The organism is Spirabiliibacterium pneumoniae (assembly GCF_014884995.1).
GTDB lineage: Bacteria > Pseudomonadota > Gammaproteobacteria > Enterobacterales > Pasteurellaceae > Spirabiliibacterium > Spirabiliibacterium pneumoniae.
Genome location: NZ_JABMII010000012.1, coordinates 17,226 through 36,731, shown reverse-complemented (window position 1 = coordinate 36,731; position 19,506 = coordinate 17,226). Strand labels below are relative to the sequence as shown.

Below are 19,506 nucleotides of genomic sequence, written 5' to 3'. Positions count from 1 at the left end.
TTTAAGTACTATAATAAGCGTATTGTGAACCAAAACGTCACATTACAAGCTCGGTGAAATCCACTAAATTTTATTGTGTTGTGTGTGCTGGATTACAGTCATTTGGGTATTTTTCTTTAAAATGAGGCTTTCAATTCATTAATAAGGGTAACAATATGACTCAATCATGTGAAGTTTTAACAGGTATCGGGCTAAAAAAACGTCTGCTGGTGGGCGCTATCGGTGGTATTGCCGGTGGCATAGCTTATGCTATTTTTATGCAACAAATGAATATGTTTCCAGTGCTGGCGCAACAAATGGGAATGTCGTCTGCTGTTGAAGGGATGATGATCCATGCCATGATCTCAATCATTTTTGGTATGGGATTAGGGTTATTACTCAATAAAATGCCATCGTGCTTGGGCAAAAGTATCATGTTTGCTGCACTGTATGGTGTATTCCTGTGGGTGATAGGACCTATGATGGTAATGCCAATGATGATGGCTCAACCGCTATTTCATTGGACACCTATGAGCCATGCTGCATTGATTTGGCATATTATTTTCGCTATAGTCGCCCTGTTGATCATGAGAATAATTTTATTATTGTCAGGCAATAAACAATGAACATTATCTGCCGTCATTGTCTTGAAGACATGATGGCATCTAGAAAAATGATTACCATGCTAAAAACACTCGACATTCATCAAGGGCATCCTTGTTTAAGTGAAGTTTCGCTATTTCAGGATGTCCCTGAAGAGGAAATGCGCGAATTAAATGCGCGGCTGCCGCTAAAACACGTCAGCGCTGGCGAGCTGATTTACACGCCACATTATCATCACCATGCTTTATTCATTATAAAAGCAGGTCGGGTCAGGGTTTTTCAAACATCTGCTCAAGGCAAGGCATTGACCATTGCTATTTTGGAAAAAGGCAGTGTTTTTGGCAGCCTGCCGCTTTTGGGACAACGGATGGGGAATAACTATGCAGAAGCAATGGAGGACAGCTTAATTTGTCAACTCAATGAGGCGCAAATTGCACAGCATTTTCTCTCCGATCAACGAATAGCTGTTCGTGTTGCTAAAATTCTCGGCGAACGAGTCAATGAGCTTGAAGAGCGATTGGCAGACTTTGTCTTTAAACCACTGCCACAGCGCTTGGCGGGATTATTGCTTAAATTGGCGACAACATCATCATTACCACTGGGAACGAAAAAGCATATTGTGTCACTCACACATGAGCAACTCGGGTCTTTAGTGGGTGCCACGCGTGAAGCTGTTTCAAAGATTTTGTCTTCCTTTGTGCAAGCGGGTTTAATCGCCCAAACGAGAGGAAAAATTATTTTACTCTCACAAGAGGGATTAAAGCGCCTTAGCCAATCGGACATTTTCAATTAAATCTAAACCTCTATTTCTGACAGGCATAATCAGGCTATTTCACCAAATCAATAAAGATGTAAAATCTACCTGCGCTATCGGTTCGCCACCGCACTTTTATTTTTTAATCCCCTCTTATCTCTTCAGTCATCTGATTGACGTGCTTAAGGTGATGTTTATAGTGCACTTTTGTTAGCCCAAAGCAAAATTTTGCAGTAAAATGGCGCAAAAGAGGTGAACATGAACAAACTTGCAGGGAAAAATATCGTTGTTGGCATCACAGCTGGCATTGCGGCTTACAAAAGCATTGAGTTTATCCGTTTGTTGCGCAAAGCGCAGGCCAATGTGCGCGTGGTGCTGACCAACGCGGCGCAGGCGTTTGTCACGCCCTTGACATTGCAGGCCATTTCAGGCAATGCGGTGGCCACCTCGCTGCTTGACCCGCAAGCTGAGCTGGCTATGGGGCATATTGAGTTGGCGAAATGGGCGGATATGGTGGTGATTGCCCCTGCCACTGCCGATGTGCTTGCCCGCTTAGCCTGCGGTCAAGCGAATGATTTGCTGACCACTTTGTGTTTGGCTACGCGTGCGTCGTTGTTGCTGGCGCCAGCGATGAATCAGCAAATGTTTGCTCATGCCGCCGTGCAAGCCAATTTAACGCAACTTAAGGTGCGTGGTGCTCATACGGTGGGGCCAAATGCGGGGGAGCAAGCCTGTGGCGATGTTGGCCTTGGGCGCATGGCGGAGCCTGCTGAAATAGTGGCGGCGCTGACCGCACTTTTGGTCAGCGATGATACGCTTTCAGATTGGGTGGTTACTCTCACGGCAGGCCCGACCCAAGAGGCGATCGACCCTGTGCGTTATATTAGCAATCACAGCTCAGGCAAAATGGGCTTTGCCCTTGCGCAAGCCTTTGCTGAGCGTGGTGCGCAGGTGAATCTGATTGCCGGCCCTGTGGCGCTGCCAACGCCCGACAAGGTGACACGCATTGATGTGCTCAGCGCAGATGAAATGTATCAGCACGCCCTTGAATTAGCCACGCAAAGTGCGGTTTTTGTTGGCTGTGCGGCGGTGGCAGACTATAAAATGGCACAGGTAGCAGCGCATAAATTAAAGAAAACAGCGGCGCAAGATACCCTAACCCTGACCTTAGTGAAAAATCCTGATATTATTGCCTCAGTGGCGGCGTTGCAGACTAATCGGCCATTTGTGGTTGGCTTTGCGGCGGAAACGCAAAACGTGGCAGAGTATGCTCAAAGCAAGCTCGTGCGTAAAAAGCTGGATATGATTTGCGCCAATGATGTATCGCAAAAAGAGATTGGTTTTGGGCGAGAGCAGAATGCGCTGAGTGTGTTTTGGCCAGGTGGGCAGGCGGATTTACCGCAAGCTGACAAACTCAGCATTGCTCGCCAAGTGGTGGATTTGATCATTGCGCAACGAAATCACATTCAAAGTGCGGTTTAAAGAAAGAGAGAACGATGAAAAGCATTGATATTAAAATTTTAGACCAACGCATCGGGCGGGATTTTCCTCTACCAGCGTATGCAACCCCTGGCTCTGCGGGGCTTGATTTGCGCGCGATGCTTGATGCGCCTTTAACTTTACAACCAGGCGAAACTCAGTTGATTCCAACGGGCATTGCCGTCCACATTGCCGACCCTGCCTTGGCGGCCGTGATTTTGCCTCGTTCTGGTTTGGGGCATAAAAACGGCATTGTGTTGGGTAATTTAGTTGGCTTGATTGATTCCGACTATCAAGGCCCGCTGATGGTTTCATTATGGAATCGTGGCGACAGTGCGTTCACTGTTGAGGTGGGCGATCGTATCGCGCAATTGGTGTTTGTACCAGTGGTGCAAGCGCAGTTTAACGTGGTGGACGACTTTGAGGCCAGCAAACGCGGCGCAGGCGGGTTTGGGCATTCAGGTAAGCAATAAGCATGAAACAGCCAAAAGAAAAGCGCCCAATAAATGAACGCAGAAAGCAAGTGTTGACTGTATTAGCGCACTTATTGCACTCTGACCGCGGCATGCAGCGCATTTCCACCAAACGCTTAGCTGAAGAAGTGGGTGTGTCGGAAGCGGCACTTTATCGCTATTATGACAGCAAAGAGGCGATGTTCTCTGCTTTGATTGACCTGATTGAAGAAAATTTGCTTTACCGCATTCGTATGTCGTTGAAAAATGACACCGACAGCGTTACTCGTGTGCATAATATTATGCTGTTGATTTTGGATTTTGCCCGCAAAAACCCAGGCATGACGCGTGTGCTCAGTGGTCATGCGTTAATGTTTGAAGAGCCAAAACTTAAACAACGGCTGGTGAAGTTTTTCGACAGCCTTGAAGTGCAGTTTAATAATATTTTACAAATGCAACGCCTACGCAATGGTAAAGCATTTGCAATTGATGAAAAAATTATCGCTGCACATTTAGTCACATTTTGTGAAGGACAGTTTGTTCGCTATGTACGCACCAATTTTCGACGTAATCCTTACAGTGATTTTGAGCAGCAATGGCCACTATTTGCGTCATTACTAAAATAGGGTTACTATGATAATACCGTGGCAATCACTTAACAGTGACACTCTCCAAAATGTGCTTGAAAGCATTGTCCTGCGCGAGGGCACAGATTATGGCGCGCATGAATTGACGTTATCTGAAAAAACAACACGCCTACGTCATCAGTTGGAGCAAGGTCATGTAGTGCTGGTGTGGTCAGAGCTACACCAATCACTCGACATAAAAGAGAAATCTTCCTTTGGGCAATAGGGCTTGAAGAAAGTGCAGTAAACTTAAGAGGTATTTATGCAAGAGCAAACACCAGCCCAAAAACAACCACAATCTAATATCAACGGCGCCAATAGCAATGCTAGCACCACAACAGACCCAACATTGGATTGGTTTTTATCCCATTGCCACATTCATAAGTACCCTGCGAAAAGCACACTGATTCACGCTGGCGAGAAAGCAGAGACTCTATACTATCTCATCAAAGGTTCTGTATCTGTGTCTATCAAAGATGAAGATGGCAAAGAGATGATTCTTTCCTATCTTAACCAAGGAGATTTTGTTGGTGAAATTGGTCTGTTTGAACAAGAAAGTGAACGCACCGCATGGGTACGTGCGAAAACGCCATGTGAAGTAGCAGAAGTTTCCTACAAAAAATTCCGCCAATTAATTCAAGTTAACCCAGAGGTATTAATGTATCTCTCCACACAGCTTGCACACCGCTTACAGCACACCTCACGCCAAGTGATGAACCTCGCTTTCCTTGATGTAACAGGCCGCATCGCACAAACTTTGCTGAATTTGGCTAAAATGCCAGAGGCAATGACCCATCCAGACGGCATGCAAATAAAAATCACCCGCCAAGAGATCGGACAAATCGTCGGCTGTTCGCGCGAAACCGTCGGACGCATCCTCAAAATGCTCGAAGATCAAAATCTCATCTCAGCCCACGGCAAAACGATCGTCGTCTACGGCACTCGCTAGCATCAAAAGCCCTCATAGAGGGCTTTGTTAAATTCAATATGTTGGGTTGTTGTAATCACGAGTCTACTTTGTATGACAACTCACACCACCCGATAAAGTCGGGAGCAGACAGCGCCTGAGGTTTTTTCTTTTACGAGTTGCCAGTTTTTGGGTGGGCAAAGTGCGGTTAGGGTGGCTTCGCTTTCGATGTAGATGAGAGCGTTGGCGGCAAGCCAGTGGTGTTGGGTGAGCGCGTGAAGCGTTGGCGCGATGAGGTTTTGGTGAAATGGCGGGTCAAGAAACACAATGTTAAACGGCGTGTGTGGTGGCGTTTGTAGCAGCGTGAGGCTGTCGCCTTGGGTAAGGGCGGCATTGTCTGCCCCAAGTCGGGTGAGATTTTGGGCTAAAGTGCGGTGCGCCTGCGGGTTAAGCTCAAAAAATTGCACAAATGCCGCGTGGCGTGAAAGCGCTTCAAAGCCTAAACTGCCACTGCCTGCGAACACATCAAGACAGCGGGCGTCGATGATGTCATTCATCAGCCAATTAAATAGCCGCTCTTTAATGCGATCGCCTGTTGGGCGTAGCCCTTCGGCGTCAAGCACTGGCAGCTTGCGCCCACGATAGCGCCCTGCAATGATCCGCACTTCGCCTGTGGGCGCGCGGTGTTGTTTGATCGGTTTTTTCGTCATAAAAAAGTGTTGGTTTTTGCGTTGCGGCTATGATCCCTTAATTGAATGGCGTAAGTCAATAAACGATGTGTGATTTTGTGTTACGACTAAACATAACGAGCGCCTAGATGGTGAGATCTACTGCAAAAACCGCACTTTTAGGCTATAATCACACTTTTATCCGTTTATCAGCCATTTTTTATTGATTATGTTACCCGATACCCATGCAATTATGAGTAAAGTGCGGTATTACCTGCACCATAAAGGCCATCAAACGTGGCGGTTGTCGCGCAAAAGCATTGAATTTATTTGTCTGCTGATTGGGGCAGCGTTGGTGGCGTTGGTGTCGCTGGGCTTTGCGCTGCTCTCTGAAATGGGGCTGGAGTGGAATGCGCATTGGGCGCAGCATTATCCTTATGTCATTTGGATTGCGTTGCCGTTAGGCTTGCCGATATTGGCGTGGTTCACCCAGCGTTATACGCCATTTGTCAGCGGCAGTGGTATCCCGCAGGTGATCGCCTCTCTCTCTCTGCCTCATGGCGCGAATAAAACCCGCCTGATCACCTTTTGGCAAACGATTTGGAAAATCCCGCTGACTTTTTTGGCGATGTGCTTAGGCGCCTCAGTGGGGCGAGAAGGGCCGTCGGTGCAAGTGGGGGCGGCGGTGATGCTGGCGTGGGGGAATTTTTGCCGTAAGCATAGCATTGCATTTAAAGGATTGACCACCAATGAACTGATCGCAACGGGTGCGGCGGGTGGTTTGGCGGCGGCATTTAATGCGCCGCTTGCTGGAGTGATTTTCGCCATTGAAGAGCTGGGGCGTGGCTTGTTGTTGCGCTGGGAGCGCCGCGTATTATTAGGCGTGTTGGCGGCAGGTTTTATCTTGGTGGCGATTCAAGGCAATAACCCCTATTTCCCGCATTATATCGGCGAAACAGAAGTGCCGAAAATGTATCTGTGGGTGTTGATTTGCGCAGTTGTGTGCGGTGTGTTCGGGGGGCTGTTTGCGCGCCTTTTAAGCAAAGGCTTTGCCGCTTATTCACCTGCAAAGTGGCGTGGCTGGATTCGTCGTCATCCGCTGGCGGTAGCATTTTTCATGGGGCTGATTTTGGCAGCCCTAGGCGCTTATACCCAAGGGCGCACATATGGCACGGGGTATGAGCAAGTGACCTATTTATTAAACGACGCTCCCATCCACCCAGAGGGTTTTGGGCTGGCGAAATTATTCGCCACCGTTGCCACGTACTGGGCTGGCATTCCAGGTGGGATTTTCACGCCTGCGCTGACCACAGGGGCAGCCATTGGTGCTCATATTTGGGATTTTTCAGGTGGCGTGGTTGATCAACGCTTACTGGTGTTGCTGTCTATGGCGGCATTTTTGGCTGCAGCGACGCAATCGCCCGTGACTGCCAGTGTGGTGGTGATGGAAATGACTGGCAGCCAACCTGTGCTATTTTGGATGCTGATCTGCTGTTTGGTGGCGTCGATTGTCTCTCGCCAGTTCTGCCCGAAACCGTTTTATCACTTTGCCGCTGGGCGCTTTCGCCAACGCATTCAAGAAGAAAATGCACTGCAAGCCCATTTGCAGCAAGCTCAAATGCGTGATGAACCCTCGACAGAAGACGCAAAATCGCAAGGATAATTATGCACGATATTACCCAAGCGCGGCGCTTTAGCGTCGCGCCTATGCTGGATTGGACTACCCGCCACTGCCGTTATTTTCATCGCCAATTTAGTCGTCATGCGTTGTTGTACACGGAAATGGTGACGACAGGCGCAGTGATTCATGCGAAATATGATCACCTCACTTACAGAGAGGAGGAGCAGCCATTGGCGTTACAGCTGGGGGGAAGCGATCCGCAGCAATTAGCGCATTGTGCTAAATTAGCCGAGCAGCGCGGTTATAATGAGGTTAATCTCAACGTGGGTTGCCCGTCGGATCGCGTGCAAAACGGCGCTTTTGGTGCTTGCCTGATGGCGCAAGCGGATTTGGTGGCGCGTTGTGTGGGTGAAATGCAAAGTGCGGTCAGCATTCCTGTCACGGTAAAAACCCGCATTGGGATTGATGAACTCGATTCCTATGATTTTCTATGTGAATTTATCGACACTGTGGCACACGCAGGTTGTCGAGACTTTATCATTCACGCGCGCAAGGCGTGGCTATCAGGGTTAAGCCCGAAACAAAATCGCGAAATCCCGCCGCTGGATTATGCGCGCGTTTATCAATTGAAAAAAGATTTTCCACAGCTTTGGATTGGCATTAACGGCGGGATCAAAACGCTGGATGACATGCAAACGCACCTTGCGCACGTTGATGGCGTGATGGTCGGGCGCGAGGCGTATCTCAACCCGAGCCTGTTAGGGCAGATTGACCGCACTTTCTATGACAGCCAAAGTGCGGTTGTCAGCCCCATTGACGCGGTGCAGGCAATGCTGCCGTACATTGAACGTGAACTGGCGCAAGGCACACGGCTACAAAGCATCACGCGGCATATGATCAACGCTTTTGTGGGCTGCAAGGGCGCCAAGCAGTGGCGACGTTATTTAAGCGAAAACGCGCATAAAGACGGCGTAGGGCTGGAAGTGGTGGAAACCGCACTTTCATTTGTGATATAACTCAAATATATTTCATTTATCGCTATTAACTATCAACATTGTGTGCAAAAGTTGTGTACACTGTCAGGATATGAATAAAAAACAGGAGAATAAAATGGCATCACGTAGAGAACTCGCCAATGCGATTCGATTTTTGAGTATGGACGCCGTGCAAAAGGCTAAATCGGGCCACCCAGGTGCGCCGATGGGTATGGCGGACATCGCTGAAGTGTTATGGCGCGATTTTTTAAATCACAACCCAGCTAATCCAAGCTGGGCTAACCGTGACCGCTTTGTACTGTCTAATGGGCATGGTTCTATGCTGATTTATAGCCTATTGCATTTAACGGGCTATGATTTATCGATTGAGGACTTAAAACAATTCCGTCAACTGCACTCTAAAACCCCAGGGCACCCTGAATATGGCTACACCGCAGGTGTGGAAACCACAACAGGCCCGCTCGGTCAAGGGATTACCAACGCTGTGGGCATGGCAATTGCAGAAAAAACACTGGCTGGGCAGTTTAATCGTGATGGACATGACATCGTTAATCACTACACCTACGCCTTTTTGGGCGACGGCTGCTTGATGGAAGGCATCTCGCACGAAGCGTGTTCACTGGCGGGCACCTTAGGCTTGGGCAAATTAATTGCGTTTTATGATGACAACAATATTTCCATTGACGGTCATGTGGATGGTTGGTTTACTGACGACACGCAAAAACGCTTTGAAGCCTACGGCTGGCACGTTATCCCAGCGGTGGACGGGCATGATGCTGAACAAGTGAAAAGTGCGGTTGAAAAAGCGCGCGCTGAAACCAACAAGCCGACCTTGATTATTTGTAAAACGATTATCGGCTACGGCTCACCGAACAAAGCCAACTCTCATGATAGCCACGGCGCACCATTGGGTGATGACGAAATCGCCGCCACCCGCAAAGCGCTGAACTGGGAATACGACGCGTTTGAAATCCCACAAGCGATTTACGACGAATGGTCTGCCCTTGAAAAAGGTAAAAAAGCCGAACAAGCGTGGGACGAAAAATTCGCCGCCTATGAAAAAGCACACCCTGAATTGGCGAAAGAATTTTTACGCCGTGTGAAAGGTGAGCTGCCAATTGACTTTGATGCTAAAGCCAATGAATTCATTGCGAAATTGCAGGCAAATCCTGCCAACATCGCCAGCCGTAAAGCCTCACAAAATGCGATCGAAGCCTACGCGCCATTGTTGCCTGAATTGTTGGGCGGCTCTGCCGACTTAGCAGGGTCTAACTTAACCTTGTGGTCTGGCTCAAAACCATTGCGTGCCAATGTGGTGGACGGCAACTACATCAACTACGGCGTGCGTGAATTTGGTATGTCAGCCATCATGAACGGCATTGCGCTGCACGGCGGCTTTATCCCTTATGGCGCAACTTTCTTGATGTTTATGGAATATGCCCACAATGCGGTGCGCATGGCAGCGTTGATGAAACAACGCGTGTTGTTTGTGTACACCCACGATTCCATCGGTTTGGGTGAAGACGGCCCAACGCACCAACCTGTGGAGCAAACAGCCGCCTTGCGTTTGGTACCAAATTTAGTCACCTGGCGCCCATGTGACCAAGTGGAATCTGCTGCGGCGTGGAAAGCAGCCATTGAGCGTCAAGATGGTCCAAGTGCGTTGATCTTTAGTCGTCAGAATCTCACCCAAATGCCACGCGATGAGGCGCAATTAGCCAATATCGCGCGCGGTGGTTACATCTTAAAAGACTGCGACGGCACCCCTGAGCTGATTTTGATTGCAACTGGCTCTGAAGTGGAATTGGCGGTGAAAGCAGCAGAACAACTCAGTGGTGAGGGCACAAAAGTGCGGGTTGTTTCCATGCCAAGCACCAATGCCTTTGACGCGCAAGATGAAGCCTATCGTGAAAGTGTGTTACCAAGTGCGGTTGGCAAACGTGTGGCGATTGAAGCAGGCATTGCCGATTTCTGGTTCAAATATGTAGGCTTGAACGGCCGCGTTGTGGGCATGCACGGTTTCGGTGAATCCGCACCAGCAGGAGAATTGTTTAAACTCTTTGGTTTCACTGTTGAAAATGTGGTAAAAACCGCGAAAGAGATTTTGTAACCTCCTAAGAAAAAAGCAGCGTTAACGCTGCTTTTTTTCGGTACAAGTGCGGTCAAACCGCACTTTTTATTTCTTATCGAAAAAGACTTTTTTCAAGCCCAGCTCCAGCCCGCGGAATTCGGCGAGGCCTTTGAGGCGGCCGATGGCGGAGTAGCCTGGATTGGTTTTTTTATGCAGGTCATCAAGCATTTGATGTCCATGATCTGGACGCATTGGAATCAAGCGTGTTTCACCATTATCTAAACGGCGATACTCTTCGTCCAGCAAGGCTTTCACCACATTAAACATATCCACATCGCCTTGCAAGTGCGCCGCTTCGTGGAATGACAGTGGATTTTCTTCACGGCATGTAGAGCGTAAGTGCGCAAAATAGATACGATCAGCAAAACGTTTGGTCATTTCGACTAGATCATTGTCTGAACGCACACCGTATGACCCAGTACACATGGTAAAGCCGTTGGCTGGCAGCGGCTGGGTGTCCACATACCACTGCATATCTTCAATGGTGGAGACAATGCGTGGTAGGCCTAAAATCGGGCGAGGTGGGTCGTCGGGATGCACCGCCATTTTGATGCCCACTTCCTGTGCAACAGGAATGATTTCGTTTAAAAAATGCGCCAAGTGTTCACGGAATTTCTCAGGAGAAATGGCTTTGTAGCGGTCTAATTGCGCCTGAAATTCCGCTAAGGTGTAGCCTTCTTCTGCGCCAGGTAAGCCTGCGATAATATTGCGTGTGAGTTTGTCAATATCCGCTTGGCTCATATGCTCGAAATAGATTTTGGCTTGCGCCAGTTCTTCTGCACTGTAGCCTTGTTCTGCCCCAGGGCGTTTTAAAATATGCACTTCAAATGCGGCAAATGCAATTTGGTCAAAACGTAGCGCGCGCGAGCCGTCAGGCAATTCATAGGCAAGATCGGTGCGCGTCCAATCGAGCACAGGCATAAAGTTGTAGCATACGGTATCAATACCGCACTTGGCTAAATTGCGCAGGGTTTGTTTGTAGTTTTCAATCCAGGTTTGATAATTACCCGTTTGGGTTTTAATCTCCTCGTGCACAGGCACACTTTCCACCACTGACCAAGTGAGGCCTGCGTCTTCCACAGCTTTTTTGCGTTTTTGAATTTCTTCAATGCTCCACACTTCGCCATTTTTAATATGATGAAGTGCGGTCACAATGCCCGTTGCGCCCGCTTGACGAATATCACTTAGGCTTACTGGGTCATTTGGGCCATACCAACGCCATGTTTGTTCCATAATCGTTCTCCAATTAAATCCCCACGGTAACGGGGTTAATATTAAATAAATAACCGTCAAAATTAGGATCGTCTATATCTGACAGTTCAAACAGTTTTTGTTTCACATTTTCAATGTGTTGCCACATTGCTTTCTTCGCCGCGACTGGATCTTTGCGCTGAATGGCATTAATAATATTTTGATGATCCGTAAGCCACAGCACGCGGTAGTTTTGGTTCGGAATATGCGAATGCAGCGCCTGCCACATGTGGCTGTCGGTGCGATAGCGCCACAGATTTTTTTGTAGCCGAATAAGTGCCTCATTTTGCGTGATTTCCGCGATGGCGATATGGAAATCTTTATCGGCGATGTAGTCTTCATCGCCATGCTCCAATGTTGCTCGTTCACGATCTAAAATAGCTTTGAGTTTAGCAATGTCTGAGCGATTCGCCTGAATGGCTGCAAACTCTGCGATACTGCTCTCAAGCAGTTGGCGCGCTTGCAAAAGCTCAAATGGACCAATATCGCCAGTGTAGTGACTTACTTGTTTCGTTTGGCTTGGCAGTGCAACAACATAGCTACCTGAACCTTTGCGAATTTCAATTAAGCCTTCTAGCTCTAGCATAATCATCGCTTCACGAATTACCGTGCGGCTTACGTTCAGTTCCTCAGCAAAATCGCGCTCTGGTGGCAATCTATCACCAACGGCATAGAGGCCAGAGGCTAATTTTTGTTTGAGCATTTCGCCGATTTTTTTGTATGAGCGAAATGCTTGTTTCTCAGTCATGGGACAACCTTATGGTAACAAAGGGTTAGAATTGGTCTAACCAAATGTTACCATATTTCTCACCATTATTTCACCGCACGAATTTGTTCAACCAATTTAAACAACGCAGGATTGCTCTTTTCCAGTTCAGTGTACATCGGCGCTACGGCTTCTTTGAATGGCGCTTTATCCACTTCAATGAATTCTACGCCTTGTTTGACCGCACTTTCACGTTGTTTATTTTCTGATTCCACCCACAATGTTTCCATTTTTTCAGTGGCTTCTCTAGCCGCTTGTTTAATGGCTTTCTGATCTTTTTCTGGCAAGCTATCCCATACTTTGGTTGAGATGACTAACACATCAGGCACCATGGTGTGCTCATCTTGACTGAAGAATTTCGCCACTTCGCTATGACGGCTGAGTGTGTATGATGGAATATTATTTTCAGCGGCATCCACTACGCCTTGTTGAAGTGCGGTATAGAGTTCGCCATAAGCCAGTGGTGTTGGGTTACCACCGAGTTCTTTAACCATATTTACCGCTGTTGGGCTAGGTTGCACCCGCACTTTTAAGCCGCTTAAATCTTGTGGCGTTTTGATCGGTTTCTTCGCATAGAAACTGCGTGCGCCAGCATCTAAATAAGCGATGCCAATAAAGCCACTGTCACGAGAGGCTTGTAAGATTTTTTCACCGATCTCGCTTTTCATTATGCGGTGATATTGGTCTTTGCTATTAAACAAATAAGGCAGATTATACACACCATAATCTTTCGCAAAGGCTTCTAATTCAGCAGCATTGGATTTGGCCAAGCCAAGAACGCCTTTTTGCACTAACTCAAGTGATTCACGTTGTGAACCGAGTTGCGCATCAGGATAAACTCTCACTTTAACATCGCCGCCGCTAAGCTCACCAGTGCGTTTAGCAAAAAAGTCTAGTGCCGCATGCACGGGATGTGAGCGGTTTTGATTGTGACTGAGTTTCAATGTTACGCTGGCATAGACACTGCTGGCAGCAAAGGTCAGGGCAAAGCCTGCAAGCATAGCTTTCATTAATTTAGTGCGTTTCATAACATCCCCTTTTTGGTTGTGAAAGTAAATTGGTATGCCGATATTGCGATTATTTTTGCGGGTACGCAAATATATTCTACCAATATTGTGAGGAAGCTCACATAAAAAACATAAATTGGCATTCCAATTATAAAAGTGTGATCTCTGTCTATTTTCTAAAACCTACCTTGCTCCTACAATGGCAACGTGTTTCTCAACTTGAGTGGAAAAACTATGGATAAAGCTGTTAATTTTATGAACCGCTGCATGATGCTGTTTTCTGTCTCCTTGTCGGTGTTGTTGGTATTTTGTGTCGTCTGGCAGGTGATTTCGCGCTATGTTTTAGGCGCGCCGAGCATCGTAACCGATGAGCTAGCGCGGTTTTTGTTTATGTGGGTGGGGCTGATTGGTGCTGCGCATGCAACAGGGTTAAAGCAACATTTGGCGATCGATTTATTGCTGATGAAAACTGAAGGCAAAAAGAAAGTGCTACTGGAGCTGCTCATTTTAAGCCTGATGATCTTTTTCGCTGCCTATATCCTTATTTATGGTGGCGGAGAATTGGCGTGGGATACCCACACCAGCGGGCAAATTTCCCCTTCGCTGGCCATTGATATGGGCTTAGTTTACCTCTGTTTGCCGATTTCGGGCGCAATTATGCTCTTTTATCTTACGATTGATTTTATCCAAAAAATCAGAACATTAAACAAAATTGGTCAACCAATTTAAGGTGTTGTTATGGAATGGACAATTATTCTCACACTGTTTGGCAGCTTTGCTGTTATGTTAGCTCTCTCTGTGCCCATCTCGTTTGCCATTGCGATTGCAACGCTAATTACGATTTCGATGAGCATGCCAAGTGATATGGCCATTACGGTGATCACTCAAAAATTGGCCTCAGGGTTGGATAATTTTGCGTTGTTGGCAATTCCGTTTTTTATTCTTGCGGGTAATATCATGAACCGTGGCGGCATTGCACGACGCTTAATTGCATTGGCGAAAGTGCTTGGTGCCAAATTGCCTGGTTCACTTTTTCACTGCAATGTGTTGGCCAATATGATGTTTGGCTCCATTTCAGGATCAGCGGTGGCATCTGCCGCGGCGATGGGTGGGATTATGTCGCCACTGCAAAAGAAAGACGGCTATGACCCTGAAATTTCGGCAGCGGTGAATATCACATCGTGCCCAACGGGGCTTTTAATTCCGCCAAGTAATACACTCATTGTGTATTCTTTGGTGTCAGGCGGCACCTCAATCTCTGCCCTTTTCCTAGCAGGTTATGTGCCAGGAATCTTAATGGGATTAGGCATTATGCTGGTGGCGGGCTTTATTGCTAAGCGGCGTCACTATCCTGTTGAAACCCTGCCACCGTGCAAAGAGGTATTGTGGAAGTTTTTAGATGCGTTGCCGTCATTGCTCTTGATCGTGATTGTTATCGGCGGAATTATAGCAGGGATTTTCACCGCAACAGAGGCATCGGCGATCGCTGTTGTGTACACATTTGTTTTGGCGGTGGTGATTTATCGTGAGGTGAAACTTAAAGAGTTACCGCTGATTATTATGAATTCAGGCATCACAACGGCCATTGTCTTGCTATTAATTGGTACGTCGTCAGGGATGTCATGGGCGATGGCGAATGCCGATATTCCGTTTTTAATCCAAGATGCGCTAAATTATATTTCAGATAGTCCCATTGTGATTATGGCGGTGATTGTTGGCATTTTGTTGATTATTGGCACATTTATGGATATGACACCTGCGGTGCTTATCTTTACGCCAATTTTCTTGCCTATTGCCCTTGATATTGGCGTTGATCCCGTGCATTTTGGCATTATTATGACCTTTAGCCTGTGTATCGGTATTTGTACACCGCCTGTGGGCAGTGCATTATTTGTAGGGTGCTCCGTGGGTGGGGTGAGTATTGACAAAGTGCTCAAACCGTTAATTCCATTCTTTGTTGTGATGATTGTTACGCTACTTTTGGTGACATTTATTCCTGATTTAAGTTTAATTTTACCAAAAGTATTACTTGATTATATGCCGTTGTAAACGACATAAGGACAGATGATGAACAAAATTGAAGACATTGGTTATGATAAATCGCAGCTGAAAAGCCGTATTTTACATCTTGGATTTGGTGCGTTTCACCGTGCGCATCAAGCATTAATTACTGATGAAGTGGCGCGCAAATCCAACAGCGATTGGGGTTATTGTGAAGTCAACCTCGTTGGCGGTGAGCAGCTGATCGAAGATTTAAAAGCGCAAGCACTGCAATACAGCGTGTTGGAAAAAGGGCAAGAGAATAATACGTTAAAACGTATTAATGCTGTGTGTGAAGCCTTCCATCCTGCGTTGGATGGGCAAAGTGCGGTGCTAGAAAAAATGGCAGATCCGAACATTGCGATTGTATCGATGACCATCACGGAGAAAGGCTACTGCATTGATCCTAGCACGGGTAAACTTGATCTCAACAATGCGTTGGTAAAAAAAGACATTGAGGACATCACACAGCCACAATCAGCGCTTGGCTACATTGTTCGTGCATTAATGCTACGTCGTGAACGTGGCATTACCCCATTTACCGTGATGTCTTGTGACAATGTGATGGAAAATGGTGCTAAGGCGAAAAGTGCGGTTGTGCAACTGGCGGCAAAAATCGATCCTGCGCTTTCCCAGTGGATTGAGCAAAATGTGCCGTTCCCATGCACCATGGTTGACCGCATTGTGCCAGCCGCTACGCCTGAAACATTAGCGCAAATTGCGGCTATCTTAGGCTATGAAGACCCGTGCGGAATCGCCTGTGAAGACTTCCGCCAATGGGTGGTGGAGGATCACTTCGTCAACAATCAACGCCCTCAATGGGAGCTTGCGGGTGCGCAATTAGTTGACGATGTCCGTCCTTTTGAACAAATGAAATTGCGTATGCTTAACGGTGCACATTCATTTTTGGCCTATCTTGGTTATTTGGGTGGCTATGCTCATATTTCAGATACCATGCAAGATGCCCATTACCGCAATGCTGCCCTGAAATTAATGCTCAACGAGCAAGCGCCCACCTTGACGATGCCTGCGGGAACAGACTTAGACGGCTATGCGCACTTGTTGATTGCCCGCTTCACCAACCCAAGTTTGAAACACCAAACCTATCAAATCGCTACCGATGGCAGCCAAAAATTGCCACCGCGCCTGCTTGAGTCCATCAGTTATCATCTCGCCCACGGCAGTGACTTTTCATTGTTAGCCTTAGGCGTAGCTGGCTGGTGTCGTTATGTGGCAGGTGTTAATGAAAACGGTGAGCCGTTTGAAGTACACGACCCAATGGCGGCGCAATTTGCTGAGATTTATCAAAAGTGCGGTCTAGGCGAGGAGATGGTAGATGAATTATTACACTTATCAGCGATTTTCCCAATGGCCTTGCAGCGCGAACCGCACTTTATTGAAGCAGTGAAAGCCGCCTACGCCATGCTGCTTGAGCGTGGAGCTAAAGCCACCGTGGCACACTACCTCACACAAGGAGAATAAGATGAAAGCATTTATGGACGAGGATTTTTTGCTCTCGAATGAGGTGGCGAAAACGCTCTATCACGACTACGCGGCAAGCATGCCGATTTTTGATTATCACTGTCACCTTGACCCAAAACAGATCGCAGAAAATCATCAATTTGCTGATATGGCGGAGATTTGGCTTGCTGGCGATCACTACAAATGGCGTGCGATGCGCACAGCAGGCATTGATGAGCACTTCATCACAGGGCAGGCGAGCGCTTATGACAAATATATGGCGTTTGCCAAAACCGTGCCACTGTGCATTGGCAACCCGATTTATCACTGGACACATCTCGAATTGCGTCGCCCATTTGGCATCACGAATACCCTGTTCAACCCAGAAAGTGCACCGAAAATTTGGCAAGCGTGCAATGCCATGTTGCAAACGCCTGAGTTTAGCGCGCGCGGTATTATGCAAAAGATGAACGTCGCCTTAGTGGGCACCACCGATGACCCGATTGATAGCCTTGAGCATCATCAAGCACTGGCGAAAGACCGCACTTTTACCATTGATGTGGTGCCGAGTTGGCGCCCTGATAAAGCCTTAAAAATTGAGTTACCGCACTTTGTTGAATATCTTAGTGTGCTGGGTGAGGTGGCAGATATAGACATTCGCTGCTTTGATGATCTCAAGCAAGCACTACTCAAACGCTTGGATCATTTTGAAAAGTGCGGTTGTAAATCAGCTGATCATGGCATGGAAATTGTCCGTTATGCCCCTGTGCCTGATGACAATACCCTTGACCGTATCTTGATGCAGCGCCTTAATGGCGAAGCGCTGAGTGCGCTAGAGATTGCGCAATATCAAACCGCACTTTATGTGTTCTTAGGGCGGGAGTATCACAAGCGCAACTGGGTGCTACAAATGCACATCGGCGCACTGCGCAACAACAACACCCGGATGTTTAAACAACTGGGTGCTGACAGCGGGTTTGACTCTATTGGCGACCGCACGTTTGCCGACAATTTAGCGCGCCTGCTCGACAGCCTTGACCAAACCAACCAACTGCCGCGCACCATCTTATATTGTCTCAACCCACGCGACAACGAGATGATTGCCGCCATGATCGGTAACTTCCAAGACGGCAGCTGCCCAGGCAAAATCCAATTTGGTTCAGGCTGGTGGTTCAACGACCAAAAAGACGGCATGGAACGCCAATTGCAACAGCTCTCCCAACTTGGCTTACTCAGCCAATTTGTCGGTATGCTTACCGACTCCCGCAGCTTTTTGTCTTACACTCGGCATGAATATTTCCGCCGCATCCTGTGTGAATTGATCGGCCGCTGGGTCGTCCAAGGCGAAGCCCCAAACGACACCAAACTGCTCGGCAACATGGTGCAAAACATCTGCTTTAACAACGCCAAGGGGTATTTTAAAGCGTAATTAATTCTTCCTCATACAAATTAGTTTTTTTGATACAAAAGGAGACATTTATGAAAAAACTTGCCATTACATTTGCACTGACAATGTCGCTATCTGGCATTGCATTTGCTCAAGATGATCTTACTTACGATCAAGAGCAACATGCAAAAATTCAGTTAGGTTCAATTGATTATTTTATTCAGTCTAAACAGGGTGCTGGAGAGAAAAATCAAAAAGTTTGTGAAGATGGTTTATTTTTTAATGATCATTATCTTGCCGTTTTTGATGGGGCTACAGATAAGTCAGGTAAAAAATATGATGGTAAAAAAGGTGGTAGAGTAAGCCGTGATATTATTCAAAATGTTTTTCAATCACTTGCACCAAATACATCTAAAGAGGAAGTGCTAAGAAAAATTAATCAGGAATACCAGAAATTTTACCAAGCCAACAAAGATATTGATTTTGAGAAAAATCCATTGTTTAGACCAACGGCCACATTAATTTGGTATAATCTGGATTCAAATGAATTGGTCGCCATCGGTGATTCTAAGGCTCGAATTGATGGAATTCCATATAATGATGAAGAGAAACTCGTTGATACACTAAACAGCGCATTACGTGTACGCGTCATTAAGGAATTAGGACTAACCAATGAAGACATTGCAGAGAATGACTTGGGGCGAGCTTATATTATGCCATTGTTACAAAAACAAGCTGAATTCCAAAATAATCCTAAGGCCCCTAAGGCATTTCAATTTTGGGCAATCGATGGATTTGATATACCACAAAATGAGTTGCGTGTGTGGAAATTTGATAAGGCGCCAATGGTTATTGAGCTAAGCTCAGATGGCTATGAAATATATCCTAATGAAGCCAGTGTGTCGGCTTATGAAAGTACGGTTCAAGATGTTATCAAAAATGATCCTATGCGTATTAAACATCCATCCACAAAAGGAATAAAAAAAGGAAATTATAGCTTCGACGATCGCGCTGTATTAATTTTTAAACGAAAAGGGGTGTAGTATGAAGAAATATGCTTTTAAATTTTTATTTGGTTTTGCTTCTGAATATTGTTGAATCTCAAATTTTTGCTACGGTTAGTCAGAATACACTCGAACAACATACGTTGTCTGATAAATTGAACAAGTTCACTTTCTCTAAGGGCAACTTAATGCTAAATCTGTATGATGATAAAGTGGATTTAACATTATTAGAAGATGTTTTAAAGCAGTACAGTACTAAATTAGTGCGACTGCGTAATGCACATAAAGTCAGTGAACCTATGATATAAGATGGAGAAGAAAGCTTCTCTGGGGAATAAGAATTACTATCGTATTCCTTATGATGAATTAAAGTGA

General features: G+C 46.6%; 19 protein-coding genes. 15 read left to right on the top strand and 4 right to left on the bottom strand.

What is annotated here, in order from left to right; all coding sequences use genetic code 11:
• The first annotated feature begins 155 nt into the window (after positions 1-155).
• From HPC38_RS08400 to crp, 7 genes are all read left to right on the top strand, one after another.
• Complete coding sequence (locus HPC38_RS08400; protein ID WP_208120848.1) at positions 156-605, top strand: hypothetical protein; 450 nt, start codon at positions 156-158, stop codon at positions 603-605.
• Positions 602-1,375, top strand: a complete 774-nt coding sequence (locus tag HPC38_RS08395) for a Crp/Fnr family transcriptional regulator (RefSeq protein WP_208120847.1) — start codon at positions 602-604, stop codon at positions 1,373-1,375. Before HPC38_RS08400 ends, HPC38_RS08395 begins: the two co-directional genes overlap by 4 nt.
• A 219-nt stretch (positions 1,376-1,594) precedes the next feature.
• Positions 1,595-2,818, top strand: a complete 1,224-nt coding sequence (coaBC, locus tag HPC38_RS08390; protein ID WP_208120846.1) for a bifunctional phosphopantothenoylcysteine decarboxylase/phosphopantothenate--cysteine ligase CoaBC — start codon at positions 1,595-1,597, stop codon at positions 2,816-2,818.
• Between the two features lie 14 nt (positions 2,819-2,832).
• A complete protein-coding gene (dut, locus tag HPC38_RS08385) occupies positions 2,833-3,288 on the top strand; it encodes a dUTP diphosphatase (protein ID WP_208120845.1) in 456 nt (151 codons plus the stop codon).
• A gap of 2 nt (positions 3,289-3,290) precedes the next feature.
• Positions 3,291-3,893 (top strand): nucleoid occlusion factor SlmA, encoded by a 603-nt coding sequence (gene slmA, locus HPC38_RS08380; RefSeq protein WP_208120844.1) that lies wholly within the window; start codon positions 3,291-3,293, stop codon positions 3,891-3,893.
• A gap of 7 nt (positions 3,894-3,900) precedes the next feature.
• Positions 3,901-4,119: a YheU family protein gene (locus HPC38_RS08375; RefSeq protein WP_208120843.1), complete on the top strand. Its 219-nt coding sequence runs from the start codon at positions 3,901-3,903 to the stop codon at positions 4,117-4,119.
• A gap of 36 nt (positions 4,120-4,155) precedes the next feature.
• A complete protein-coding gene (gene crp, locus HPC38_RS08370; RefSeq protein ID WP_208120842.1) occupies positions 4,156-4,842 on the top strand; it encodes a cAMP-activated global transcriptional regulator CRP in 687 nt (228 codons plus the stop codon).
• A gap of 80 nt (positions 4,843-4,922) precedes the next feature.
• On the opposite strand, the gene rsmD is transcribed toward crp, so the two are convergent.
• Positions 4,923-5,510 carry a 16S rRNA (guanine(966)-N(2))-methyltransferase RsmD gene (gene rsmD / locus HPC38_RS08365; protein WP_208120841.1) on the bottom strand — a complete coding sequence of 196 codons (588 nt, stop codon included), beginning with the start codon at positions 5,508-5,510 and terminating at the stop codon, positions 4,923-4,925.
• Positions 5,511-5,697: 187 nt separating this feature from the next.
• Here rsmD and HPC38_RS08360 point away from each other — a divergent pair, with 187 nt between their 5' ends.
• From HPC38_RS08360 to tkt, 3 genes are all read left to right on the top strand, one after another.
• On the top strand, positions 5,698-7,131 hold the full coding sequence (locus HPC38_RS08360; protein ID WP_208120840.1) for a chloride channel protein: 1,434 nt from the start codon (positions 5,698-5,700) through the stop codon (positions 7,129-7,131).
• Between the two features lie 2 nt (positions 7,132-7,133).
• A complete protein-coding gene (gene dusA, locus HPC38_RS08355) occupies positions 7,134-8,105 on the top strand; it encodes a tRNA dihydrouridine(20/20a) synthase DusA (RefSeq protein ID WP_208120839.1) in 972 nt (323 codons plus the stop codon).
• A gap of 94 nt (positions 8,106-8,199) precedes the next feature.
• A complete protein-coding gene (tkt, locus tag HPC38_RS08350) occupies positions 8,200-10,194 on the top strand; it encodes a transketolase (protein ID WP_208120838.1) in 1,995 nt (664 codons plus the stop codon).
• A gap of 66 nt (positions 10,195-10,260) precedes the next feature.
• Here tkt and uxuA read toward each other — a convergent pair whose 3' ends face one another.
• The 3 genes from uxuA to HPC38_RS08335 all read right to left on the bottom strand — a co-directional run bounded on the left by uxuA (position 10,261) and on the right by HPC38_RS08335 (position 13,242).
• Entirely contained in the window at positions 10,261-11,448 is a 1,188-nt protein-coding gene (uxuA, locus tag HPC38_RS08345; RefSeq protein ID WP_208120837.1) for a mannonate dehydratase, read from the bottom strand.
• A 13-nt stretch (positions 11,449-11,461) separates the two neighbouring features.
• The gene (locus tag HPC38_RS08340) at positions 11,462-12,214 is read right to left on the bottom strand and encodes an FCD domain-containing protein (RefSeq protein ID WP_208120836.1); all 753 of its coding nucleotides are present in this window, start codon (positions 12,212-12,214) and stop codon (positions 11,462-11,464) included.
• Positions 12,215-12,279: 65 nt separating this feature from the next.
• Positions 12,280-13,242: a TRAP transporter substrate-binding protein gene (locus tag HPC38_RS08335; protein WP_408021850.1), complete on the bottom strand. Its 963-nt coding sequence runs from the start codon at positions 13,240-13,242 to the stop codon at positions 12,280-12,282.
• Between the two features lie 231 nt (positions 13,243-13,473).
• On the opposite strand from HPC38_RS08335, the gene HPC38_RS08330 reads away from it, so the two are divergent.
• The 5 genes from HPC38_RS08330 to HPC38_RS08310 are packed head-to-tail and all read left to right on the top strand — an operon-like array spanning position 13,474 to position 19,170.
• Positions 13,474-13,968 carry a TRAP transporter small permease gene (locus HPC38_RS08330; RefSeq protein ID WP_208120834.1) on the top strand — a complete coding sequence of 165 codons (495 nt, stop codon included), beginning with the start codon at positions 13,474-13,476 and terminating at the stop codon, positions 13,966-13,968.
• Positions 13,969-13,977: 9 nt separating this feature from the next.
• The gene (locus tag HPC38_RS08325; RefSeq protein WP_208120833.1) at positions 13,978-15,288 is read left to right on the top strand and encodes a TRAP transporter large permease; all 1,311 of its coding nucleotides are present in this window, start codon (positions 13,978-13,980) and stop codon (positions 15,286-15,288) included.
• An 18-nt stretch (positions 15,289-15,306) separates the two neighbouring features.
• A complete protein-coding gene (locus HPC38_RS08320) occupies positions 15,307-16,761 on the top strand; it encodes a mannitol dehydrogenase family protein (protein ID WP_208120832.1) in 1,455 nt (484 codons plus the stop codon).
• Position 16,762: 1 nt separating this feature from the next.
• Positions 16,763-18,169: a glucuronate isomerase gene (gene uxaC / locus HPC38_RS08315; RefSeq protein WP_208120831.1), complete on the top strand. Its 1,407-nt coding sequence runs from the start codon at positions 16,763-16,765 to the stop codon at positions 18,167-18,169.
• 50 nt (positions 18,170-18,219) lie between these two features.
• Positions 18,220-19,170, top strand: a complete 951-nt coding sequence (locus tag HPC38_RS08310) for a hypothetical protein (RefSeq protein ID WP_208120830.1) — start codon at positions 18,220-18,222, stop codon at positions 19,168-19,170.
• The last annotated feature ends 336 nt before the right edge of the window (positions 19,171-19,506 follow it).

Coding starts and splice junctions, on each gene's coding strand:
- HPC38_RS08400 (WP_208120848.1), top strand. CDS start 156: ATGACTCAATCATGTGAAGTTTTAACAGGTATCGGGCTAAAAAAACGT.
- HPC38_RS08395 (WP_208120847.1), top strand. CDS start 602: ATGAACATTATCTGCCGTCATTGTCTTGAAGACATGATGGCATCTAGA.
- coaBC (WP_208120846.1), top strand. CDS start 1,595: ATGAACAAACTTGCAGGGAAAAATATCGTTGTTGGCATCACAGCTGGC.
- dut (WP_208120845.1), top strand. CDS start 2,833: ATGAAAAGCATTGATATTAAAATTTTAGACCAACGCATCGGGCGGGAT.
- slmA (WP_208120844.1), top strand. CDS start 3,291: ATGAAACAGCCAAAAGAAAAGCGCCCAATAAATGAACGCAGAAAGCAA.
- HPC38_RS08375 (WP_208120843.1), top strand. CDS start 3,901: ATGATAATACCGTGGCAATCACTTAACAGTGACACTCTCCAAAATGTG.
- crp (WP_208120842.1), top strand. CDS start 4,156: ATGCAAGAGCAAACACCAGCCCAAAAACAACCACAATCTAATATCAAC.
- rsmD (WP_208120841.1), bottom strand. CDS start 5,510: ATGACGAAAAAACCGATCAAACAACACCGCGCGCCCACAGGCGAAGTG.
- HPC38_RS08360 (WP_208120840.1), top strand. CDS start 5,698: ATGTTACCCGATACCCATGCAATTATGAGTAAAGTGCGGTATTACCTG.
- dusA (WP_208120839.1), top strand. CDS start 7,134: ATGCACGATATTACCCAAGCGCGGCGCTTTAGCGTCGCGCCTATGCTG.
- tkt (WP_208120838.1), top strand. CDS start 8,200: ATGGCATCACGTAGAGAACTCGCCAATGCGATTCGATTTTTGAGTATG.
- uxuA (WP_208120837.1), bottom strand. CDS start 11,448: ATGGAACAAACATGGCGTTGGTATGGCCCAAATGACCCAGTAAGCCTA.
- HPC38_RS08340 (WP_208120836.1), bottom strand. CDS start 12,214: ATGACTGAGAAACAAGCATTTCGCTCATACAAAAAAATCGGCGAAATG.
- HPC38_RS08335 (WP_408021850.1), bottom strand. CDS start 13,242: ATGAAAGCTATGCTTGCAGGCTTTGCCCTGACCTTTGCTGCCAGCAGT.
- HPC38_RS08330 (WP_208120834.1), top strand. CDS start 13,474: ATGGATAAAGCTGTTAATTTTATGAACCGCTGCATGATGCTGTTTTCT.
- HPC38_RS08325 (WP_208120833.1), top strand. CDS start 13,978: ATGGAATGGACAATTATTCTCACACTGTTTGGCAGCTTTGCTGTTATG.
- HPC38_RS08320 (WP_208120832.1), top strand. CDS start 15,307: ATGAACAAAATTGAAGACATTGGTTATGATAAATCGCAGCTGAAAAGC.
- uxaC (WP_208120831.1), top strand. CDS start 16,763: ATGAAAGCATTTATGGACGAGGATTTTTTGCTCTCGAATGAGGTGGCG.
- HPC38_RS08310 (WP_208120830.1), top strand. CDS start 18,220: ATGAAAAAACTTGCCATTACATTTGCACTGACAATGTCGCTATCTGGC.